The organism is Herbiconiux aconitum (genome assembly GCF_024979235.1).
GTDB classification, from domain to species: domain Bacteria; phylum Actinomycetota; class Actinomycetes; order Actinomycetales; family Microbacteriaceae; genus Herbiconiux; species Herbiconiux aconitum.
Genome location: NZ_JANLCM010000001.1, coordinates 1,787,269 through 1,805,773, shown reverse-complemented (window position 1 = coordinate 1,805,773; position 18,505 = coordinate 1,787,269). Strand labels below are relative to the sequence as shown.

Below are 18,505 nucleotides of genomic sequence, written 5' to 3'. Positions count from 1 at the left end.
AATTGTATCGAGGTTTCCTCGTTTTTGCTACGGTTTGAGGAGTCCCGGCAAAGCAAAAGGGCCGCGCCCGAAGGCGCGACCCTGATGCGTGTGGTGCGGAGTGTTACTTGTTGATCTTGGTGACGGTACCGGCACCGACGGTGCGGCCACCCTCACGGATCGCGAAGCCGAGTCCCTCTTCCATCGCGATCGGCTGGATCAGCGCGACCGAGATGTCGGTGGTGTCGCCGGGCATGACCATCTCGGTGCCCTCGGGCAGCGTGATGACGCCGGTGACGTCCGTGGTGCGGAAGTAGAACTGCGGACGGTAGTTCGTGTAGAACGGGTTGTGACGGCCACCCTCATCCTTCGACAGGATGTAGGCGGTGCCCTCGAAGTCGGTGTGCGGCGTGACCGAACCCGGCTTGACGACGACCTGACCGCGCTCCACGTCCTCGCGCTTGGTGCCGCGGAGGAGCAGACCACAGTTCTCGCCGGCCCATGCCTCGTCGAGCTGCTTGTGGAACATCTCGATACCGGTGACCGTGGTCTTCTGCGTCGGGCGGATGCCGACGATCTCGACCTCGGAGTTGATGGCGAGGGTTCCACGCTCGGCGCGGCCCGTGACGACGGTTCCACGACCGGTGATCGTGAAGACGTCCTCGATCGGCATGAGGAACGGCTTGTCCTTGTCGCGGATCGGGTCGGGGATCGACTCGTCGACGGCGTCCATCAGGTCGAGGATGGACTGGGTCCACTTCTCGTCACCCTCGAGAGCCTTGAGACCGGAGACGCGAACGACGGGGGCGTTGTCGCCATCGAAGTTCTGGCTCGCGAGCAGCTCGCGAACCTCGAGCTCGACGAGCTCCAGGATCTCCTCGTCGTCGACCATGTCGGCCTTGTTCAGCGCCACGAGCAGGTAGGGCACGCCGACCTGCTTCGCGAGCAGAACGTGCTCACGGGTCTGAGCCATCGGGCCGTCGGTGGCGGCGACCACGAGGATCGCGCCGTCCATCTGAGCAGCACCGGTGATCATGTTCTTGATGTAGTCGGCGTGACCAGGGGCGTCGACGTGAGCGTAGTGACGCTTGGGCGTCTCGTACTCGACGTGCGAGATGTTGATGGTGATGCCGCGCTGGCGCTCCTCAGGAGCGGAGTCGATCGACGCGAAGTCGCGCTGAACGTTGGTCGCCGACGGGAACTTGTCCGCCAGGACCTTCGAGATGGCAGCGGTAAGAGTGGTCTTACCGTGGTCAACGTGACCGATCGTTCCGATGTTGACGTGCGGCTTGGTCCGCTCGAACTTGGCCTTAGCCACTAGGTCCTCCTCAGGACTCTCATGCCGGAGTCACGGGTGCTGGATTGCATCCGGAATCAGGCGGGGGTTTGTTGATATTTTACGCGAACCTACGAGGCCCGCAGAACTCGGGTGCTACTCGCCCTTGTTCTTCTGGATGATCTCGTCGGCCACAGCCTTCGGGACCTCGGCGTAGCTTTCGAAGGCCATCGAGTACACCGCGCGGCCCGAGGTCTTCGACCTCAGGTCACCGATGTAGCCGAACATCTCCGACAGCGGGACGTGTGCCCGGACGACCTTGACGCCCTGGGCGTCTTCCATCGACTGGATCTGACCACGGCGGGAGTTCAGGTCGCCGATGACGTCGCCCATGTACTCCTCGGGCGTGCGCACCTCGACGGCCATCAGCGGCTCGAGCAGAACGGGGTTGGCCTTGCGGGCCGCTTCCTTGAACGCCATCGAGCCGGCGATCTTGAACGCCATCTCCGAGGAGTCGACATCGTGCGAGGCGCCATCGAGCAGGCTCGCCTTGACCCCGACCATGGGGTATCCGGCGAGCACGCCGACCTGCAGCGCATCCTGGATTCCGGCGTCGACCGAGGGGATGTACTCGCGCGGAACGCGGCCACCGGTGACCTTGTTCACGAACTCGTACGTCTTGTCGGCCGTGACCTCGAGAGGCTCGATCGCGATCTGGATCTTCGCGAACTGGCCCGAACCACCGGTCTGCTTCTTGTGCGTGAAGTCGTGGCGCTCGACGGTCTTGCGGATCGTCTCGCGGTAAGCCACCTGGGGCTTGCCGACGTTCGCCTCGACGTTGAACTCGCGCTTCATGCGGTCGACCAGGATGTCGAGGTGGAGCTCGCCCATTCCCTTGATGACCGTCTGACCGGTCTCCTGGTTCTGCTCGGTGCGGAAGGTCGGGTCTTCTTCAGCGAGCTTCTGGATGGCGACACCCAGCTTCTCCTGGTCAGCCTTCGTCTTCGGCTCGATCGCGACCTCGATGACCGGCTCCGGGAACGTCATCGACTCGAGGACGACCTGGTTCGACGGGTCGGACAGGGTGTCACCGGTGGTGGTGTCCTTCAGGCCGATGACCGCGTAGATGTGGCCGGCGGTGACCGAGTCGACCGGGTTCTCCTTGTTTGAGTGCATCTGGAAGATCTTGCCGATGCGCTCCTTCTTGCCCTTGGTCGAGTTCATGACCTGGCCGCCGGAGTCGAGGTGACCCGAGTACACGCGGATGTAGGTCAGTCGACCGAAGAAGGGGTGAACCGCGACCTTGAACGCGAGGGCCGCGAACGGGTCCTTCGGGTCGGGGTGACGCTCCACGACGACCTCTTCGTCACGGATGTCGTGACCCTCGGTCGCAGGCACGTCGAGCGGGCTCGGCAGGTAGTCGACCACAGCATCCAGCATCGGCTGCACACCACGGTTTTTGAACGCAGAACCGCACAGCACGGGGTAGATCTCGCTGTTGACGGTGAGCTTGCGGATGGCGCCCTTGATCTCGGCGACCGACAGCTCCTCACCGCCGAAGAACTTCTCGAGCAGCGCGTCATCGGTCTCGGCGACGGTCTCGAGGAGCACCTGACGGTACTCGTCGGCCTTCTCCTTGAGGTCGGCCGGGATCTCTTCGATCTCGTACTTCGCACCGAGCGCGACGTCACCCTTGGAGTCGCCGCGCCAGGTGAGCGCGCGCATCTCGACCAGGTCGACGACACCCTCGAAGCTCGACTCAGCACCGATGGGGAGCTGGATCACGAGGGGCTTGGCGCCCAGGCGGTTGATGATCGTGTCGACCGTGAAGTAGAAGTCGGCGCCGAGCTTGTCCATCTTGTTGACGAAGCAGATGCGCGGCACGTTGTACTTGTCGGCCTGACGCCACACGGTCTCGGACTGGGGCTCAACGCCCTCCTTGCCGTCGAACACGGCCACTGCGCCGTCGAGCACGCGGAGCGAACGCTCCACCTCGACGGTGAAGTCGACGTGACCCGGGGTGTCGATGATGTTGATCTGGTTCTTGTTCCAGAAACAGGTCGTCGCAGCAGAGGTGATCGTGATGCCACGCTCCTGCTCCTGCGCCATCCAGTCCATCGTCGCGGCGCCGTCGTGCACCTCACCGATCTTGTGGGTGATGCCCGTGTAGAACAGGATGCGCTCGGTGGTGGTGGTCTTGCCGGCATCGATGTGAGCCATGATGCCGATGTTGCGGACCTTGTTCAGGTCGGTGAGCACGTCCTGTGCCACGGATATCCTCCGAAAAGTAAGGGTGAAAAAGAGGGCGAGCGACTACCAGCGGTAGTGGGCGAATGCCTTGTTCGACTCGGCCATCTTGTGGGTGTCTTCGCGACGCTTGACAGCGGCGCCCAGACCGTTCGACGCGTCGAGGATCTCGTTGGTGAGACGCTCGGTCATCGTCTTCTCGCGGCGGGCCTTCGCGTAGGAGGTGAGCCAGCGCAGTGCGAGGGTGTTGGCGCGGTGAGGCTTGACCTCGATCGGCACCTGGTAGGTCGAACCACCGACGCGGCGGCTGCGCACCTCGAGAGTCGGGCGCACGTTGTCGAGTGCCTTCTTCAGCGTGACGACGGCATCCTGGCCGTTCTTCGAGGCGACACCTTCGAGAGCTTCGTAGACGATGCGCTCAGCAGTGGCCTTCTTGCCGTCGAGGAGGATCTTGTTGACCAGCTGGCTGACGACCGGAGCACCGTAGACCGGGTCGGCGACAACGGGACGCTTCGGGGCGGGACCCTTGCGAGGCATTACTTCTTCTCCATCTTCGCGCCGTAACGGCTGCGAGCCTGCTTGCGGTTCTTCACGGCCTGCGTGTCGAGCGCGCCGCGGATGATCTTGTAGCGAACACCGGGGAGGTCTTTCACACGACCGCCGCGGACGAGCACCATCGAGTGCTCCTGCAGGTTGTGGCCCTCACCGGGGATGTAAGCGGTGACCTCGGTGCCGTTCGACAGCTTGACACGGGCGACCTTACGAAGCGCGGAGTTCGGCTTCTTGGGGGTGGTGGTGTACACACGGGTGCACACGCCGCGCTGCTGGGGGTTGGCCTTGAGGGCGGGCGCCTTGGTCTTGGTGACCTTCGGGGTGCGACCCTTTCGGACCAACTGCTGAATGGTTGGCACTACTTACTCCTTGTATTCGTACTGCACAGTGTTGGTCGGGCACGGACATCCGGTACCCGTTCGTTCACGATCCGCACACGCCGTTACGGGCGTGTCGAGTTCGCTTGGATCCACCGGCGGTACAAAATGGCTCTGGTATCGCTGGTTGGAAGAGCAGTGGAGACTTCTCAGTCTGGCTTCGCTCGAAAATCTGGGCATGCAAGTATGCACACACCCGGAAAATTCTAGCCTCTTGACCCATCTGGGTCAAATGCCGAGGAGCCGCAGCTCCACGACCGGCAACGCGGACCTCAGGATCTTACCAGGTCGTGACGGGTGCCTGCGGCTCCGGGTAGCCCGACTCCGCCGGTGCCGTGTAGGCGGGCGCCGATGTGGCAGCCTCCTGGTTGCGCTCGTACTCCTCGCGGTCGGCGACGGTGCGGGCCTTCATCTTGCGACCGCGCGCAGCGATCCAGGCGCCCGTCCAGATCGAGGCTTCGCGCGCGACGATCGCCCCGGCGAGAGTCAGCGGGTCCATCGTGAGCGAGCGTACGAAGTCGAACTGCTCCTGCGGCTGCCAGGTCCAGGCCTGCACGTGGATAAGCGCCCCCGCGATGCCGGCGAAGTAGACCAGCACTGCCACCAGGAAGCCACCGAGCACGTAGGCCCACCAGCCGGCGCGGTTGACGATCAGAACGATCAGGATGAGCGAGATCGCGAAGACGACGACCGGCACGATGAACGCGGCGCTGAGAAGGAACGACGAGAACGCCGAGACGTACGCGTCGGGCTGCACGTTCACCGAGATGATGACGAAGGCGACCGCGGCGTAGACCACCGCGAAGGCGACGGTTCCGACGAGCGCGATCAGCGAGCCGCCGCCGCGGTTGCCGCGGGGGGCGGGGGGCGTCGATACGAGCGGCTGCGGCACGGGCTGGTAAGGCGGCGGGTAGGCGGCACCGGCCATCGCTGCGGCCGCGGGCGGCGCGGGAGCGAAGGCGGCGGCGGGATAGGGCGTGCGGGTCTGCTGCGGGTCGGTGAAGGCCGACGTGGGCTCGGACGACGTCACCGCGGGGCCACCCACCGGCTGACGCTCGTAGGCGGCCGTGGCCTGCTCGGCGACGGGAGCGTGATCCGTGACGACGTAGGGGCCGCCCAGCGGCTCGCGAGCGGCGCTATCGGTCTCGATCACGTCGACGACCTCCACGCGCTCCGTGACCTCGGTGCGCTCGCTCGGCGCATCCGCACCCGTCTCGTCGGCAGCGGGGGCCTCCCACGCGGGCAGATCAGGCAGCGGAGGTGTGGCGGGCGCGGCCTCGCCTTCCCCCTGCACAGGGAATTCCGGGCGGTCTTCCTGACGATCGTCGGTGCTCATGGCGCCACGCTACAACGGGACCGGCCTGGGGGTGGGGACGCGCGCCGGGCGAGCGAGCGGGATCGGAGTTTCAGCCACCCCCGATAGCGCGGACGACCCGCTGCAGGTCGGTCCAGGTGGCGGAATCCTCGAAGGCGAATGCCTTCGAGGAACGGAGGAACAAGAGGTCGTCGACGACCTCGACGTCGAAGACGAGGGGCGCGCCTTCGAAGCGGAGTCCACGCCCCTGCTGGAGGACCCCGTCAAGTTCGGCCCGTTCGAGCTTCACGCAAACGTACCCGCGCGTCTTCGAGTAAGACGCATTGCCGGTCACTCCGCGATCTACGCCGCGGTGGTTTCCGATCTCGAGTCGATCCCCACGGAGCACGCGAAACCTGTCGATAAGAACGTTCACTTGATGCACGCCGAAGAGAATGCTCGGGTAGCCGCTGGAGGGCATCGATGCTTCCATCGTGTACGCGAAGTGGTTCGCCTCAGCCAGACGCGAGAGGCGCAACCGCCGCTTCCATGCACGCCACCGCCCGCGGGGAATGACGCAGATCGCCGTCAGACCGATGATTGCTGCCGCTGCGCTTGCGGTGAGAATGAAGAGCTCGACCGTTCCGAACGGGCCGATCGCTCGAACCCCTGACCAATCGACGAGCCACGAAACCATCGGTAACGCGAGAAGGATGAAGCAGCAGAAGACGAGAAAGGGAGTGAAAGTCCCGGCGGTGCTGCTCCGACTGGAAACCCCGCCGCGGCTCGAAGCCCTGAATCGACGAATGTCGCCACGACTGACGGGCGCTTGGAGCGCCGCGACATCGAACTCAATAGTCACTTAGCGAAGTATACTCATTTATCACACGGCGGGTCTGCGAACCTCAAACACGAGTGAGGGCCCCCGCCAACGGCGAGGGCCCTCCTGGTTCGCGGTCGCCTACTAGTTGTAGGTACCCGGTGTGTAGTCGTCGCTCGAGAACGAATCGAAGTCGACGAACGACAGGTCCGCCTCCGAGAACACCGAGTCATCCGTGAAGATGCGGTTCGGGTAGCGCTCGGCCTTGGCCTCTTCGGTCGCCTCGACGGTGACGTTGCGGTACTTCTGGAGACCGGTTCCGGCCGGGATCAGCTTTCCGATGATCACGTTCTCCTTCAGGCCCACCAGCGGGTCGGACTTGCCCTCCATGGCGGCCTGCGTGAGAACACGCGTGGTCTCCTGGAATGACGCGGCCGACAGCCACGACTCGGTCGCGAGGGACGCCTTGGTGATACCCATGACCTCCTGACGAGCCGATGCGGGCTTCTTGCCCTCGGCGAGCGTGGCGCGGTTCACCTCGGTGTACCGCGACCGGTCGACGAGCTCACCGGGGAGCAGGTCGGTGTCGCCGTGCTCGACGACGGTGACCTTGCGGAGCATCTGTCGGACGATGACCTCGATGTGCTTGTCGTGGATCGGCACACCCTGCGAACGGTAGACGCCCTGGACACCGCCCACGAGGTGCTTCTGCACCTCGCGCACGCCCTTGACTCGAAGGACTTCCTTCGGGTCGACGGCGCCGATGATGAGCTGCTCACCGAGCTCCACGTGCTGCCCGTCCTCGATGAGGAGGGTGGCACGCTTCAGCACCGGGTACGCGATCGGCTCGTCGCCGTTGTCGGGCGTGAGGATCACCTTGCGGCTGCGGTCGGTGTCTTCGATGGTGACGCGACCGGCGGCCTCGACGATGGGCGACGCACCCTTGGGGGTGCGTGCCTCGAAGAGCTCCTGCACACGGGGAAGACCCTGCGTGATGTCGTCGGCCGAAGCCGATCCACCGGTGTGGAAGGTACGCATCGTGAGCTGGGTTCCGGGCTCGCCGATCGACTGGGCCGCGATGATGCCGACGGCCTCTCCGATGTCGACGAGGTTTCCGGTGGCCAGCGACCGGCCGTAGCAGGTCGCGCAGACACCGACGGCCGACTCGCAGGTCAGCACGGAGCGCACCTTGATGTTGCGCACGCCCGCGGCGACCAGCTTGTCGATCAAAACGTCTCCGACGTCGCTTCCGGCCTCGGCCACGACCTCACCCTTCTCGTTCACCGCGTCAGCGGCGAGCGAGCGGGCGTAGACCGAGTTCTCGACGTTGGCGTCGCGAACCCAGACACCCGGAGCCTCTTCGATGGCGATCGGGAGGTCGAGACCCCTCGACGTGCCACAGTCGGGCTCACGGATGATGACGTCCTGCGACACGTCGACGAGTCGACGCGTGAGGTAACCCGAGTCGGCGGTACGGAGGGCCGTGTCGGCCAGACCCTTACGGGCACCGTGCGTCGCGATGAAGTACTCCGCCACCGACAATCCCTCGCGGTACGAGGAGATGATCGGGCGAGGGATGATCTCACCCTTCGGGTTGTTCACGAGTCCACGCATACCGGCGATGTTGCGGATCTGCAGCCAGTTACCACGAGCACCGGAGGACACCATGCGGTTGATGGTGTTGTCCTTCGGGAAGTTGTCGCGCATGGCCTGCGCGACCTCTTCGGTGGCCTTCGTCCAGATCTGGATGAGCTCCTGGCGACGCTCGAGGTCGGTCGTGAGACCCTTCTCGAACTGGCCCTGCACCTTGGCGGCCTGCTTCTCGTAGCCCGCCACGATCTCGCGCTTGTTCGGCGGAGTCAGGATGTCGGAGAGCGCTACCGTGACACCCGAGCGGGTGGCCCAGTAGAAACCGGCGTCCTTGATGCGGTCGAGAGATGCAGCAACCTCCACCTTGGGGTAGCGCTCAGCGAGATCGTTGACGATCCCGGACAGCATCCCCTTGTCGGCGACGTCCCGCGTGAGCGGGTAGTCGGCCGGGAGGGCCTCGTTGAACAGTGCGCGGCCGAGCGAGATGTCGACCAGCACGGGGCCGTCGACGTAGCCCTCGGGGCGCTCCTCATCGTGGAAGTGCACGTCGGTGAGACGGATGCGCACGTTGGCGTTGAGGTCGAGCGTCTTCTGATCGAATGCCAGGATCGCCTCGGCGATCGAGGAGAACGCGCGGCCTTCGCCGAGCGCCCCTTCCTTGATCGTGGTGAGGTGGTGCAGACCGATGATCATGTCCTGGGTCGGCAGGGTGACCGGGCGGCCATCCGACGGCTTCAGGATGTTGTTCGACGCGAGCATCAGGATGCGGGCCTCGGCCTGGGCCTCGACCGACAGCGGAAGGTGGACGGCCATCTGGTCACCGTCGAAGTCCGCGTTGAACGCGGCGCAGACGAGCGGGTGCAGCTGGATCGCCTTGCCCTCCACGAGCTGAGGCTCGAAGGCCTGGATGCCGAGACGGTGAAGCGTCGGTGCACGGTTCAGCAGAACGGGGCGCTCGCGGATGATCTCCTCGAGCACGTCCCACACCTGCGGACGGCTGCGCTCGACCATGCGCTTCGCGGCCTTGATGTTCTGAGCGTGGCTCAGGTCGATCAGGCGCTTGATCACGAACGGCTTGAACAGCTCCAGAGCCATCTGCTTGGGCAGACCGCACTGGTGCAGCTTCAGCTGCGGACCGACGATGATGACCGAACGACCCGAGTAGTCGACGCGCTTGCCCAGCAGGTTCTGGCGGAAACGACCCTGCTTTCCCTTGAGCATGTCGCTCAGGGACTTCAGGGCGCGGTTGCCGGTTCCGGTGACGGGGCGACCACGGCGGCCGTTGTCGAACAGTGCGTCGACGGCCTCCTGCAGCATCCGCTTCTCGTTGTTCACGATGATCTCGGGAGCCCCGAGGTCGAGCAGACGACGCAGACGGTTGTTGCGGTTGATCACACGACGGTAGAGGTCGTTGAGGTCACTGGTCGCGAAGCGGCCACCGTCGAGCTGCACCATCGGGCGCAGCTCCGGCGGGATGACCGGCACCACGTCGAGCACCATGGCGGCCGGCGAGTTGCCGGTGGCCAGGAAGGAGCTCACGACACGCAGACGCTTGATGGCGCGGATCTTCTTCTGACCCTTGCCCTCCGAGATCTGCAGGCGCAGGTTCTCGCCCTCGGTGACGAGGTCGAAGGCCTCGAGGCGCTTCTTGATGGCCTCGGCGCCCATGTAGGCCTCGAAGTACATCCCGTAGCGGTCCTGGAGCTCGTGGAAGATCGCGTCTTCCGGCTTGAGCTCGCCGACCTTGAGGTTGCGGAAGTCTTCCCACACCCGCTCGAGCTGGGAGATCTGGTCGTCGTAGGCCTTGCGGGCCTGGGCCATCTCCTTCTCGGCGCCATCCTTCGTGCGGCGCTTCTGATCGGCCTTGGCGCCCTCGTTCTCGAGTTCGGCGAGGTCGGTCTCCAGGCGCGTCAGACGCTCGGCGATGCGCACGTCACGCTGGTCGGACAGGGTCTTGATCTCGAGCCGCAGCTCGTTCTCGAGGCCCGGCATGTCGGCGTGGCGACCGTCTTCGTCGACCGAGATGATCATGTACGCGGCGAAGTAGATGACCTTCTCGAGGTCTTTCGGCGCCATGTCGAGCAGGTAGCCCAAGCGCGAGGGAACGCCCTTGAAGTACCAGATGTGGGTGACCGGAGCGGCGAGCTCGATGTGGCCCATGCGCTCACGACGGACGGAGCTCTTGGTGACCTCCACGCCGCAGCGCTCGCAGACGATGCCCTTGAAGCGCACTCGCTTGTACTTGCCGCAGGAACACTCCCAGTCACGGCTCGGCCCGAAGATCTGCTCTCCGAAGAGGCCGTCCTTCTCGGGCTTCAGCGTGCGGTAGTTGATGGTCTCGGGCTTCTTGACCTCACCGTGCGACCACTTGCGGATGTCGTCGGCCGTTGCGAGGCCGATCCGCAGCTCATCAAAAGTTGTTACGTCGAGCAATTTTCCTTCTCTCCTGGAAAAAGTCTTCTAGTGGTTGCCGGCTCAGATGTCGTCGATGGACGACGACTCGAAGCGGCTGGAGATGTTGATGCCGAGCTCTTCAGCGGCACGGAAGACCTCGTCGTCCGTGTCGCGCAGGCTGACCGCGGTGCCGTCGGCCGAGAGCACCTCGACGTTCAGGCAGAGCGACTGCATCTCCTTGATGAGCACCTTGAAGGACTCCGGGATGCCCGGCTCCTGGATGTTCTCACCCTTGACGATCGCCTCGTAGACCTTGACGCGGCCCAGGATGTCGTCGGACTTGATGGTCAGGAGCTCCTGCAGTGCGTACGCCGCGCCATAAGCTTCGAGCGCCCACACCTCCATCTCACCGAAACGCTGTCCACCGAACTGCGCCTTACCACCCAGCGGCTGCTGCGTGATCATCGAGTACGGTCCGGTCGAACGCGCGTGGATCTTGTCGTCGACCAGGTGGTGCAGCTTCAGGATGTACATGTAGCCGACCGAGACGGGCTCCGGGTACGGCTCGCCGGAGCGGCCGTCGAAGAGCTGCGTCTTACCGGAGGACCCGATCAGACGCTCGCCGTCGCGGGTGAGCGTCGTCGAGTCGAGCAGACCCGCGATCTCTTCCTCGGATGCACCGTCGAACACCGGGGTGGCGACCTTCGTGCCCGGGGCGGCCGAACGGGCCTCCACCGGAAGGTTCGCAGCCCACTTGGCCTTGCCGTCGACGTCCCAGCCCTGCTTCGCGATCCACCCGAGGTGGGTCTCGAGAACCTGACCGAAGTTCATGCGGCCCGGGATACCCATCGGGTTGAGCACGATGTCGACCGGAGTTCCGTCGGCGAGGAAGGGCATGTCTTCGACCGGGAGGATCTTCGAGATGACACCCTTGTTGCCGTGACGGCCGGCGAGCTTGTCGCCCGCGGTGATCTTGCGCTTCTGGGCGATGTAGACCACGACACGCTGGTTGACGCCCGAGCCGAGCTCGTCGTCGTTCTCGGCCGAGAACTCCTTGATGTCGATGATCGTTCCCTCTTCACCGTGGGGCACCTTGAGGCTCGTGTCACGAACCTCGCGGGACTTCTCGTTGAAGATGGCGCGCAGCAGGCGCTCCTCGGCGGAGAGCTCGGTCTCACCCTTCGGCGTGACCTTGCCCACCAGGATGTCGCCGGGGCGAACCTCGGCGCCGATGCGGATGATTCCGCGCTCGTCGAGGTCGGCCAGCAGCTCCGGGCTCACGTTGGGGAGGTCACGGGTGATCTCCTCTTTACCGAGCTTGGTGTCGCGGGCATCCACTTCGTACTCTTCGATGTGAATCGAGGAGAGCACGTCGTCCTTCACCAGGTTCTGGCTCAGGATGATCGCGTCTTCGAAGTTGTGACCCTCCCACGGCATGAACGCCACGAGGAGGTTCTTGCCGAGCGCGAGCTCGCCGTTCTCGGTGGCCGGGCCATCGGCGATAACCTGACCCGCTTCGATCCGCTCGCCTTCGGCGACGATGACGCGGTTGTTGTACGACGTGCCCTGGTTGGAGCGGTCGAACTTGCGCAGGTAGTAGGTCTCGGTTCCGGCGTCGTCGAGCAGCACGGTGACGGAGTCGGCGGAGACCTCCTGCACCACACCGGCGGCGTTCGCGGTGACCACGTCTCCGGCGTCGATGGCGGCGAAGCCCTCCATACCGGTTCCGACCAGCGGCGACTCCGAACGGAGCAGCGGCACGGCCTGACGCTGCATGTTCGCACCCATGAGGGCGCGGTTCGCGTCGTCGTGCTCGAGGAACGGGATGAGCGACGTCGCGACCGACACCATCTGGCGCGGCGAGACATCCATGTAGCCGATGTCCTCGTGCGGGAAGAGGTCGACCTCTCCGCCCTTCTTACGGGCGAGCACGCGGGGCTCGGCGAACTTGGCGTCGGCCGTGAGCGGCGCGTTGGCCTGGGCGACGATGTACTCGTCTTCCTCCGACGCGGTCAGGTAGTCGATGTTCGCTGTGACCACACCGTCGACGACGCGACGGTAGGGGGTCTCGATGAAACCGAAGGAGTTGATTCGCGCGAACGATGCGAGCGAACCGATCAGGCCGATGTTCGGGCCTTCAGGGGTCTCGATCGGGCACATGCGGCCGTAGTGCGAGGGGTGAACGTCTCGCACCTCGACGCCGGCACGCTCACGGCTCAGACCACCCGGGCCCAGCGCGGAAAGGCGACGCTTGTGCGTCAGACCCGCGAGGGGGTTGTTCTGGTCCATGAACTGCGACAGCTGGCTCGTTCCGAAGAACTCCTTGATCGCGGCGACGACAGGGCGCACGTTGATCAGGGTCTGCGGTGTGATGGCCTCGATGTCCTGCGTGGTCATGCGCTCGCGAACGACGCGCTCCATGCGGGACAGACCGGTGCGGACCTGGTTCTGGATGAGCTCGCCGACCGCGCGGATGCGGCGGTTGCCGAAGTGGTCGATGTCGTCGACGTCGAGACGGATCTCGACCGGCTTGCCGTCGCGCACGCCGTTCAGCGTGGTCTGGTTGTCGTGCAGCGCCACCAGGTACTTGATCGTCGCGATGATGTCCTGGTTCGTGAGAACCGAGTCGCTCAGCGGGGCGTCGATACCGAGCTTGCGGTTGATCTTGTAACGACCCACCTTCGCCAGGTCGTAACGCTTCGGGTTGAAGTAGAAGTTGTCGAGGAGCGCACGCGCGGCCTCGGCGGCGACCTGCTCGCCCGGACGGAGCTTGCGGTAGATGTCCTTGAGAGCCTCCTCCTTGGTGAGGATGGAGTCCTTCTCGAGAGTGGCCTCGATGGAGGCGTAACCCTTGAACTCCTCGAGGATCTCTTCGCTCGTGAGGCCGAGGGCCTTGAGGAAGACGGTCACCGACTGCTTGCGCTTGCGGTCGATGCGAACGCCGACCTGGTCGCGCTTGTCGATCTCGAACTCGAGCCAGGCACCGCGGCTCGGGATGATGCGGGCCGAGTAGATGTCCTTGTCGGAGGTCTTCTCAGGGGTGCGCTCGAAGTACACGCCGGGAGAACGGACCAGCTGCGACACGACGACACGCTCGGTGCCGTTGATGATGAACGTTCCCTTTTCGGTCATGAGCGGGAAGTCGCCCATGAAGACCGTCTGGGTCTTGATCTCACCGGTCTGGTGGTTCATGAACTCGGCCTCGACGTAGAGGGGAGCCGCGTAGGTCTTGCCGCGCTCCTTGCACTCGTCGATGGTGTACTTCTCCGGCTCCAGGAACGGGCTGGTGAAGCTGAGCTGCATGGTCTCGCCGAGGTCTTCGATCGGAGAGATCTCCTCGAAGATCTCATCGAGACCCGAGTGGCTCGGCAGGTCTTGACGACCAGCGGCCTTGGCTTCGGCGACGCGTGCCTTCCACACGTCGTTCCCGACCAGCCAGTCAAAGCTCTCGGTCTGCAGAGCGAGCAGATCGGGAACCGTCAGCGTGTCGGTGATCTTGGCGAACGAGAGCCGCGATGCGGCCCGACCGTTCTTGGGTGAATTGGTGGTTGCGTTGCGCGCAGCAGCCAAGGAAATAACCTCCGTGGGCCCCGTCGGGCCTTGTGTTACTTACGGTCGAGTGGTGACGAGAACTCCGCAGACATGGTCTGAACCCGCAATATGGTTCTAGAGTGTTGCTGCACGGTATGGTGTGGAACCTGTCCGCGCGGCTGCCGACCACAATATGAAGGCATGGGTTTTCTGGGAGCGCAAAGAACCACTATAGGTGTTTGCGACACGCCTGTCCAGTCGTTTCCTTGACCAGTTCGGAATTCTCAGGTATAACCGCGTGAAGCACACCGGATCGCCTCCACCCTCGCACCCCTCGGTGCGACTCCAGGACGGGTTGATGGCCGCGATCGAAGACGATCGTTACCGGCCGGGCTCCCGGATTCTCGTCGTCGACGGCACCCCTCAATCGCACGTCGACCTCGACGATCCCGGTTACCTCTCGTTCGAATACGTGCGGCGGATCGGGCACGGCATCGACCTCGTCGCCCCACCCGGTGCGCCCATCACGGCGGCTCACCTGGGAGGCGGTGCGTTCACGCTCCCCCGCTACGTCGAGGCGACGCGACCCGGTTCCCGTCAGCAGGTGGTGGAGATCGACAGCGCGCTGGTCGAGTTCGTGCGGACGCACCTTCCGCTCCCGCGTTCGGCGAGCATCCGGGTGCGGCACGGGGATGCTCGTGAGGTTCTGTCGAAGTTCCCGCCGGGGCTCCGCGGAACCGTCGACGTCGTGATCGTCGACGTGTTCGCCGGCGCCCGGACGCCGGCCCACGTCACGAGCGCGGAGTTCTACGAGGCCGTGGCGGGCGTCCTCTCGCCCTCCGGGATCGTGGCCGTGAACGTGGCCGACGGCGCTGGGCTGGCCTTCGCACGGAGCCAGGCAGCCACGCTGTCGCACGTGTTCGCTGAGGTGGCACTGGTCGTCGATCCGCAGATGCTGAAGGCACGGCGGTTCGGCAACGTCGTGGCGTTCGCGTCATCCGCTCCCCTGCCGTTCGAGGGGCTGCCGCGGCTCGTCGCCGGAGATCCGGTGCCGGCGAAAGTCGTCGCGGGGCGGGAATTGCGCAACTTCATCGCCGGCGCCCCGGTGTCGACCGATCAGACGTCGACGCCGTCTCCGGCTCCCGCTCGGAGCATTTTCCAGGTAGACCGGAAGAAGACGACCTAGGGCGACGGAAGGACGACGATCGGATGCGCACTCGAACCGGTGTCGGGGCATCCGTCGCCGCGGTCGCGGCGCTGTTCCTCGCAGCCTGCAGCGGGGAGCCCACGGCGGCACCGAGGGCCTCGGTGGTGTCGACGGCTTCTCCGACGCCCTCCGCCTCGCCCTCACGGTCACCCACTCCGACGCCGACGGCCGCGCCCGTCGAAGATCTCGGACCCCTGGTGCCGTCGGGCGATCCCGTGGTGATCGCGTCGAACCTGGCCGCTCCGTGGTCGATCGCGCGTTTGGCCGACGGGTCGTTGATCGTGAGTGAGCGCGACACCGGCGTGATCGCCGAGATCGTCGGCGCTGCCGCCGTGCCTCTCACGACTGTTCCGGGGGTCGTGGCCGCGGGAGAAGGCGGACTCCTCGGCCTCGCAGCGCTGGAAGACGCATCCGGAAGCTATCTGTACGCCTACTTCACCTCCGCCGGCGACAACCGGGTGATGCGGATGCCGCTGGCCGGCGCCGCGGGAGCCCACACCCTGGGTGCACCCGAAGTCGTGCTGAGCGGGATACCCAAAGCGTCGAACCACGACGGCGGGCGGATGGCGTTCGGGCCGGACGGGATGCTCTACATCACGGCCGGAGATGCCAGCACCGGGTCGAACGCGCAGACTCTCGACTCGCTCGGGGGCAAGATCCTGCGGCTCACACCGACCGGGGCGGTGCCTGCGGACAACCCGTTCCCCGGGTCGCCGGTCTGGACGCTTGGGCATCGCAACCCGCAAGGGATCGCCTGGGCCGCCGACGGCACGATGTGGGCTGCCGAGTTCGGGCAGGACACCTGGGACGAGATGAACCGCATCACCCCCGGAGCGAACTACGGGTGGCCGATCGTCGAGGGCCTCGCAGGCGATCCTGCGCTGGTCGACCCGATCGCGCAGTGGCCGACCGACGATGCGTCGCCGTCGGGGATCGCCGTGGTGGGCGACACGATCTTCATGGCCGGGCTCGGCGGCGAACGCCTCTGGACGGTCGGTTTCGACGGCGCGTCGGCCGAATGGTACGGCGGCGGCCAGCTCGGCCGACTGCGAGACGTGGTGCGCGGGCCCGGGTCGACGGTGTACCTGCTCACGAACAACACGGATGGGCGCGGCTCGCCCCGACCCGGCGACGACGTGTTGTACCAAGTGAATCTGGTGCCGGCGGGGTGAGTCGCCACCCCCGATCGGGGAGTGGCAAGTACCCTTGACGCGACGGGACCCGAAACCCCGACACAGCCCCTGGAGCACGAACTGAGCATCATCACCGGTTACGACATGACCACCCTTCGCGAGAAGGTCGATCTCGACGCCGTGAGCGAGCGGCTCGAGGAACTCGGCAAGCTCCGGAGCCTCTCCGCACTCAACGAGAAGGTCGTTCTGCTGCGCCTCAGCGGGCAACTCGACGACGCCTTCGTCATCGCGAACGAAGCGGTGCGGCAGGCGCGCTTCTCGGGTGACCGGGAGCAGGCGCTGGGGGCGCGCATCCGTCGGGCGCAGGTGCAGCAGTATCAGGGCAAGTACACGGCCGCGCTGCAGGAGTTGAGCCTCTGCGTCGAAGAGGCGCAGACCCACGAGTGGGGTTCCCTCGAAGCCACCGCCACACTGAGCCGCGGCAAAGTGCACTTCGAGATGAGGGAGTTCGAGCCGGCGCTGACGGACTTCAAGGCCGCGGTCTTTCTGATGGAGCGACTCGGCGCATCCATCGACCAGCTGGAGAGCTCGCTGGTGGCGGTCGCCGTGACCGAATCATTCCTTTCGTCGTAGGCTTCTGCGGTGGCTGATCTTCTGCGAGTGACGACCTGGGCGAACGCCCTGATCGCCTTGCATCTGGACGCCCGGGTGTGGTCGTTCGGTTTCGACAACGCGAAGACGCGCGCCGGGCAGTGCAACTACACGGCGCATCGCATCACGGTGTCGCGATACTTGGCGGCGCGGTATGAGGACGACGAGATCCACCAGATCTTGCTGCACGAGGTCGCGCACGCGCTGGCCGGGTCGTCTGCCGCCCACGGGCCGCGCTGGGTGGAGCTCGCACGATCGATCGGCTACGAGGGGTCGCGGCTGCACGACGGCACGCGCGCCGACGAACTGGCACCGTGGGTGGGACGCTGCCCGGCCGGCCACGAGTTCTATCGACACCGCCGGCCGTCGTCACGGCTCTCCTGCAGCCTCTGCGCGCGCGGCTTCAGCTCGGCGCACCTCATCACCTGGACGCGTCGCGACGTCGCCGGTGTCCGGCGGAGCGCCGTGCGCACGGCGCAGCGCTCCGCCTGAGCAACTAGTCGGTGACCTGGACCTCTTTCCAGAAGGCGACGTAGTTGGTGAAGTCCTTGCCCACGCGGTCGAACGCGGTGGGGTAGGGGTGCGGGTAGGTCCACGCCCGATCCTGCAGCGACGCGGTGCCGTCCTTCACGTTGAAGTACTGGCACTCGCCTTTCCAGGGGCAGGTATAGGGAGTGGGGCTCTTCTCGAGCAGCTCGGCGTTGACGCTCGAGGGCGGGAAGTACCAGTTGCCCTCGATCGCGATCAGGTCTTCTTTGGGTGCTTCGGCGATGACGGTGCCGCCCAGGACTGCCTTCATATGGTGACCTCCAATGTCACCTCAACGCTACGCCTTGTGCGCGGCGTGGGGGCTGTCGATCCGATCCGAGCTGTCGATCGCGCATGCGGCGGCGACCTCGGCGGCGCGGCCTTGCGCGATCCATTCCTGACCGGCCGCTGACGCCGAGACCAGGTGCCCGACCGCTCCCCGGAGGGTGGTGAAGGCCGCGCAGGCCGCGGCTGCCTCGGGCGAGGAGAAGTCGATGCCGAGCGACGCGAGGGCGTCGACGATGGCGCCCGCCACGAGGAAGTCCTCGACCGCGAACTGGCCGTCGGCTCGGGCCGGCGTGACGATTGCGACCATCGCCCGGTCGCCCCGCCGCGCCTGTTCCTCGAGCACGGCGCGCGCGACCGCGGTGCGCACCCGGAAGTCGCTCGGGAGGACGAGAGCGTCACGAACGCCTGACGAGAGGGTCGTTGCGCTCTCCTCCTCCCGAAGCGCGTCGGCGAACACCACGACGTGCGCGTCAGCGACCAGCGCAGCGATCGTGGCCGGATCGGACATCGGCACTCCGATGTGCAACCGCACCTGATAACGCGCCTGCGAGTTGTGCGGGGCGACGGGAACGGGAGCGGCGGCATCGGTCTGGCTGTGCATCCGTCGATTTTACGAGTCCGGAGCTTGGCCGAGCGAA

General features: G+C 65.5%; 14 protein-coding genes. 4 read left to right on the top strand and 10 right to left on the bottom strand.

The genetic code is table 11. From position 1 onward, the window contains the following. Positions 1 to 103: 103 nt before the first annotated feature. The 8 genes from tuf to rpoB all read right to left on the bottom strand — a co-directional run bounded on the left by tuf (position 104) and on the right by rpoB (position 14,099). Entirely contained in the window at positions 104 to 1,297 is a 1,194-nt protein-coding gene (gene tuf / locus N1027_RS08540; protein ID WP_092548001.1) for an elongation factor Tu, read from the bottom strand. A 114-nt stretch (positions 1,298 to 1,411) separates the two neighbouring features. Continuing rightward, positions 1,412 to 3,526, bottom strand: coding sequence for an elongation factor G (gene fusA, locus N1027_RS08535; RefSeq protein ID WP_259506949.1), 2,115 nt, complete (start codon positions 3,524 to 3,526; stop codon positions 1,412 to 1,414). Positions 3,527 to 3,568: 42 nt separating this feature from the next. After that, positions 3,569 to 4,039: a 30S ribosomal protein S7 gene (gene rpsG, locus N1027_RS08530; RefSeq protein WP_092548007.1), complete on the bottom strand. Its 471-nt coding sequence runs from the start codon at positions 4,037 to 4,039 to the stop codon at positions 3,569 to 3,571. After that, positions 4,039 to 4,413 (bottom strand): 30S ribosomal protein S12, encoded by a 375-nt coding sequence (gene rpsL, locus N1027_RS08525; RefSeq protein WP_056734914.1) that lies wholly within the window; start codon positions 4,411 to 4,413, stop codon positions 4,039 to 4,041. The genes rpsG and rpsL overlap by 1 nt, the downstream gene beginning before the upstream one ends. A gap of 298 nt (positions 4,414 to 4,711) precedes the next feature. After that, positions 4,712 to 5,767 carry a hypothetical protein gene (locus N1027_RS08520; RefSeq protein WP_259506945.1) on the bottom strand — a complete coding sequence of 352 codons (1,056 nt, stop codon included), beginning with the start codon at positions 5,765 to 5,767 and terminating at the stop codon, positions 4,712 to 4,714. 70 nt (positions 5,768 to 5,837) lie between these two features. Then, entirely contained in the window at positions 5,838 to 6,587 is a 750-nt protein-coding gene (locus N1027_RS08515) for a hypothetical protein (protein ID WP_259506944.1), read from the bottom strand. Between the two features lie 102 nt (positions 6,588 to 6,689). Then, on the bottom strand, positions 6,690 to 10,568 hold the full coding sequence (locus N1027_RS08510; protein WP_259506943.1) for a DNA-directed RNA polymerase subunit beta': 3,879 nt from the start codon (positions 10,566 to 10,568) through the stop codon (positions 6,690 to 6,692). Between the two features lie 42 nt (positions 10,569 to 10,610). Further along, the gene (rpoB, locus tag N1027_RS08505; RefSeq protein ID WP_259506932.1) at positions 10,611 to 14,099 is read right to left on the bottom strand and encodes a DNA-directed RNA polymerase subunit beta; all 3,489 of its coding nucleotides are present in this window, start codon (positions 14,097 to 14,099) and stop codon (positions 10,611 to 10,613) included. A gap of 319 nt (positions 14,100 to 14,418) precedes the next feature. On the opposite strand from rpoB, the gene N1027_RS08500 reads away from it, so the two are divergent. From N1027_RS08500 to N1027_RS08485, 4 genes are read left to right on the top strand one after another with little or no spacing between them, the layout of a single operon-like run. Beyond that, a complete protein-coding gene (locus tag N1027_RS08500; protein WP_259506930.1) occupies positions 14,419 to 15,246 on the top strand; it encodes a spermidine synthase in 828 nt (275 codons plus the stop codon). Positions 15,247 to 15,269: 23 nt separating this feature from the next. Next, positions 15,270 to 16,439, top strand: coding sequence for a PQQ-dependent sugar dehydrogenase (locus N1027_RS08495; protein WP_259506929.1), 1,170 nt, complete (start codon positions 15,270 to 15,272; stop codon positions 16,437 to 16,439). A 21-nt stretch (positions 16,440 to 16,460) separates the two neighbouring features. Next, positions 16,461 to 17,033 (top strand): tetratricopeptide repeat protein, encoded by a 573-nt coding sequence (locus N1027_RS08490; protein ID WP_259506928.1) that lies wholly within the window; start codon positions 16,461 to 16,463, stop codon positions 17,031 to 17,033. A gap of 9 nt (positions 17,034 to 17,042) precedes the next feature. Then, on the top strand, positions 17,043 to 17,543 hold the full coding sequence (locus N1027_RS08485; RefSeq protein ID WP_259506926.1) for a SprT-like domain-containing protein: 501 nt from the start codon (positions 17,043 to 17,045) through the stop codon (positions 17,541 to 17,543). 4 nt (positions 17,544 to 17,547) lie between these two features. Here the strand turns inward: N1027_RS08485 and N1027_RS08480 are convergent, their stop codons facing one another. Both N1027_RS08480 and N1027_RS08475 read right to left on the bottom strand, forming a co-directional pair. Next, positions 17,548 to 17,850 carry a DUF427 domain-containing protein gene (locus N1027_RS08480; protein ID WP_259506925.1) on the bottom strand — a complete coding sequence of 101 codons (303 nt, stop codon included), beginning with the start codon at positions 17,848 to 17,850 and terminating at the stop codon, positions 17,548 to 17,550. Between the two features lie 27 nt (positions 17,851 to 17,877). Continuing rightward, entirely contained in the window at positions 17,878 to 18,468 is a 591-nt protein-coding gene (locus N1027_RS08475; protein WP_259506924.1) for a 2-phosphosulfolactate phosphatase, read from the bottom strand. Positions 18,469 to 18,505 lie beyond the last annotated feature (37 nt).

Excerpts from the sequence above, each read along its gene's own strand:
- rpsG (WP_092548007.1), bottom strand. The coding sequence starts at position 4,039 with ATGCCTCGCAAGGGTCCCGCCCCGAAGCGTCCCGTTGTCGCCGACCCG.
- N1027_RS08520 (WP_259506945.1), bottom strand. The coding sequence starts at position 5,767 with ATGAGCACCGACGATCGTCAGGAAGACCGCCCGGAATTCCCTGTGCAG.
- N1027_RS08500 (WP_259506930.1), top strand. The coding sequence starts at position 14,419 with ATGGCCGCGATCGAAGACGATCGTTACCGGCCGGGCTCCCGGATTCTC.
- N1027_RS08495 (WP_259506929.1), top strand. The coding sequence starts at position 15,270 with ATGCGCACTCGAACCGGTGTCGGGGCATCCGTCGCCGCGGTCGCGGCG.
- N1027_RS08480 (WP_259506925.1), bottom strand. The coding sequence starts at position 17,850 with ATGAAGGCAGTCCTGGGCGGCACCGTCATCGCCGAAGCACCCAAAGAA.
- N1027_RS08475 (WP_259506924.1), bottom strand. The coding sequence starts at position 18,468 with ATGCACAGCCAGACCGATGCCGCCGCTCCCGTTCCCGTCGCCCCGCAC.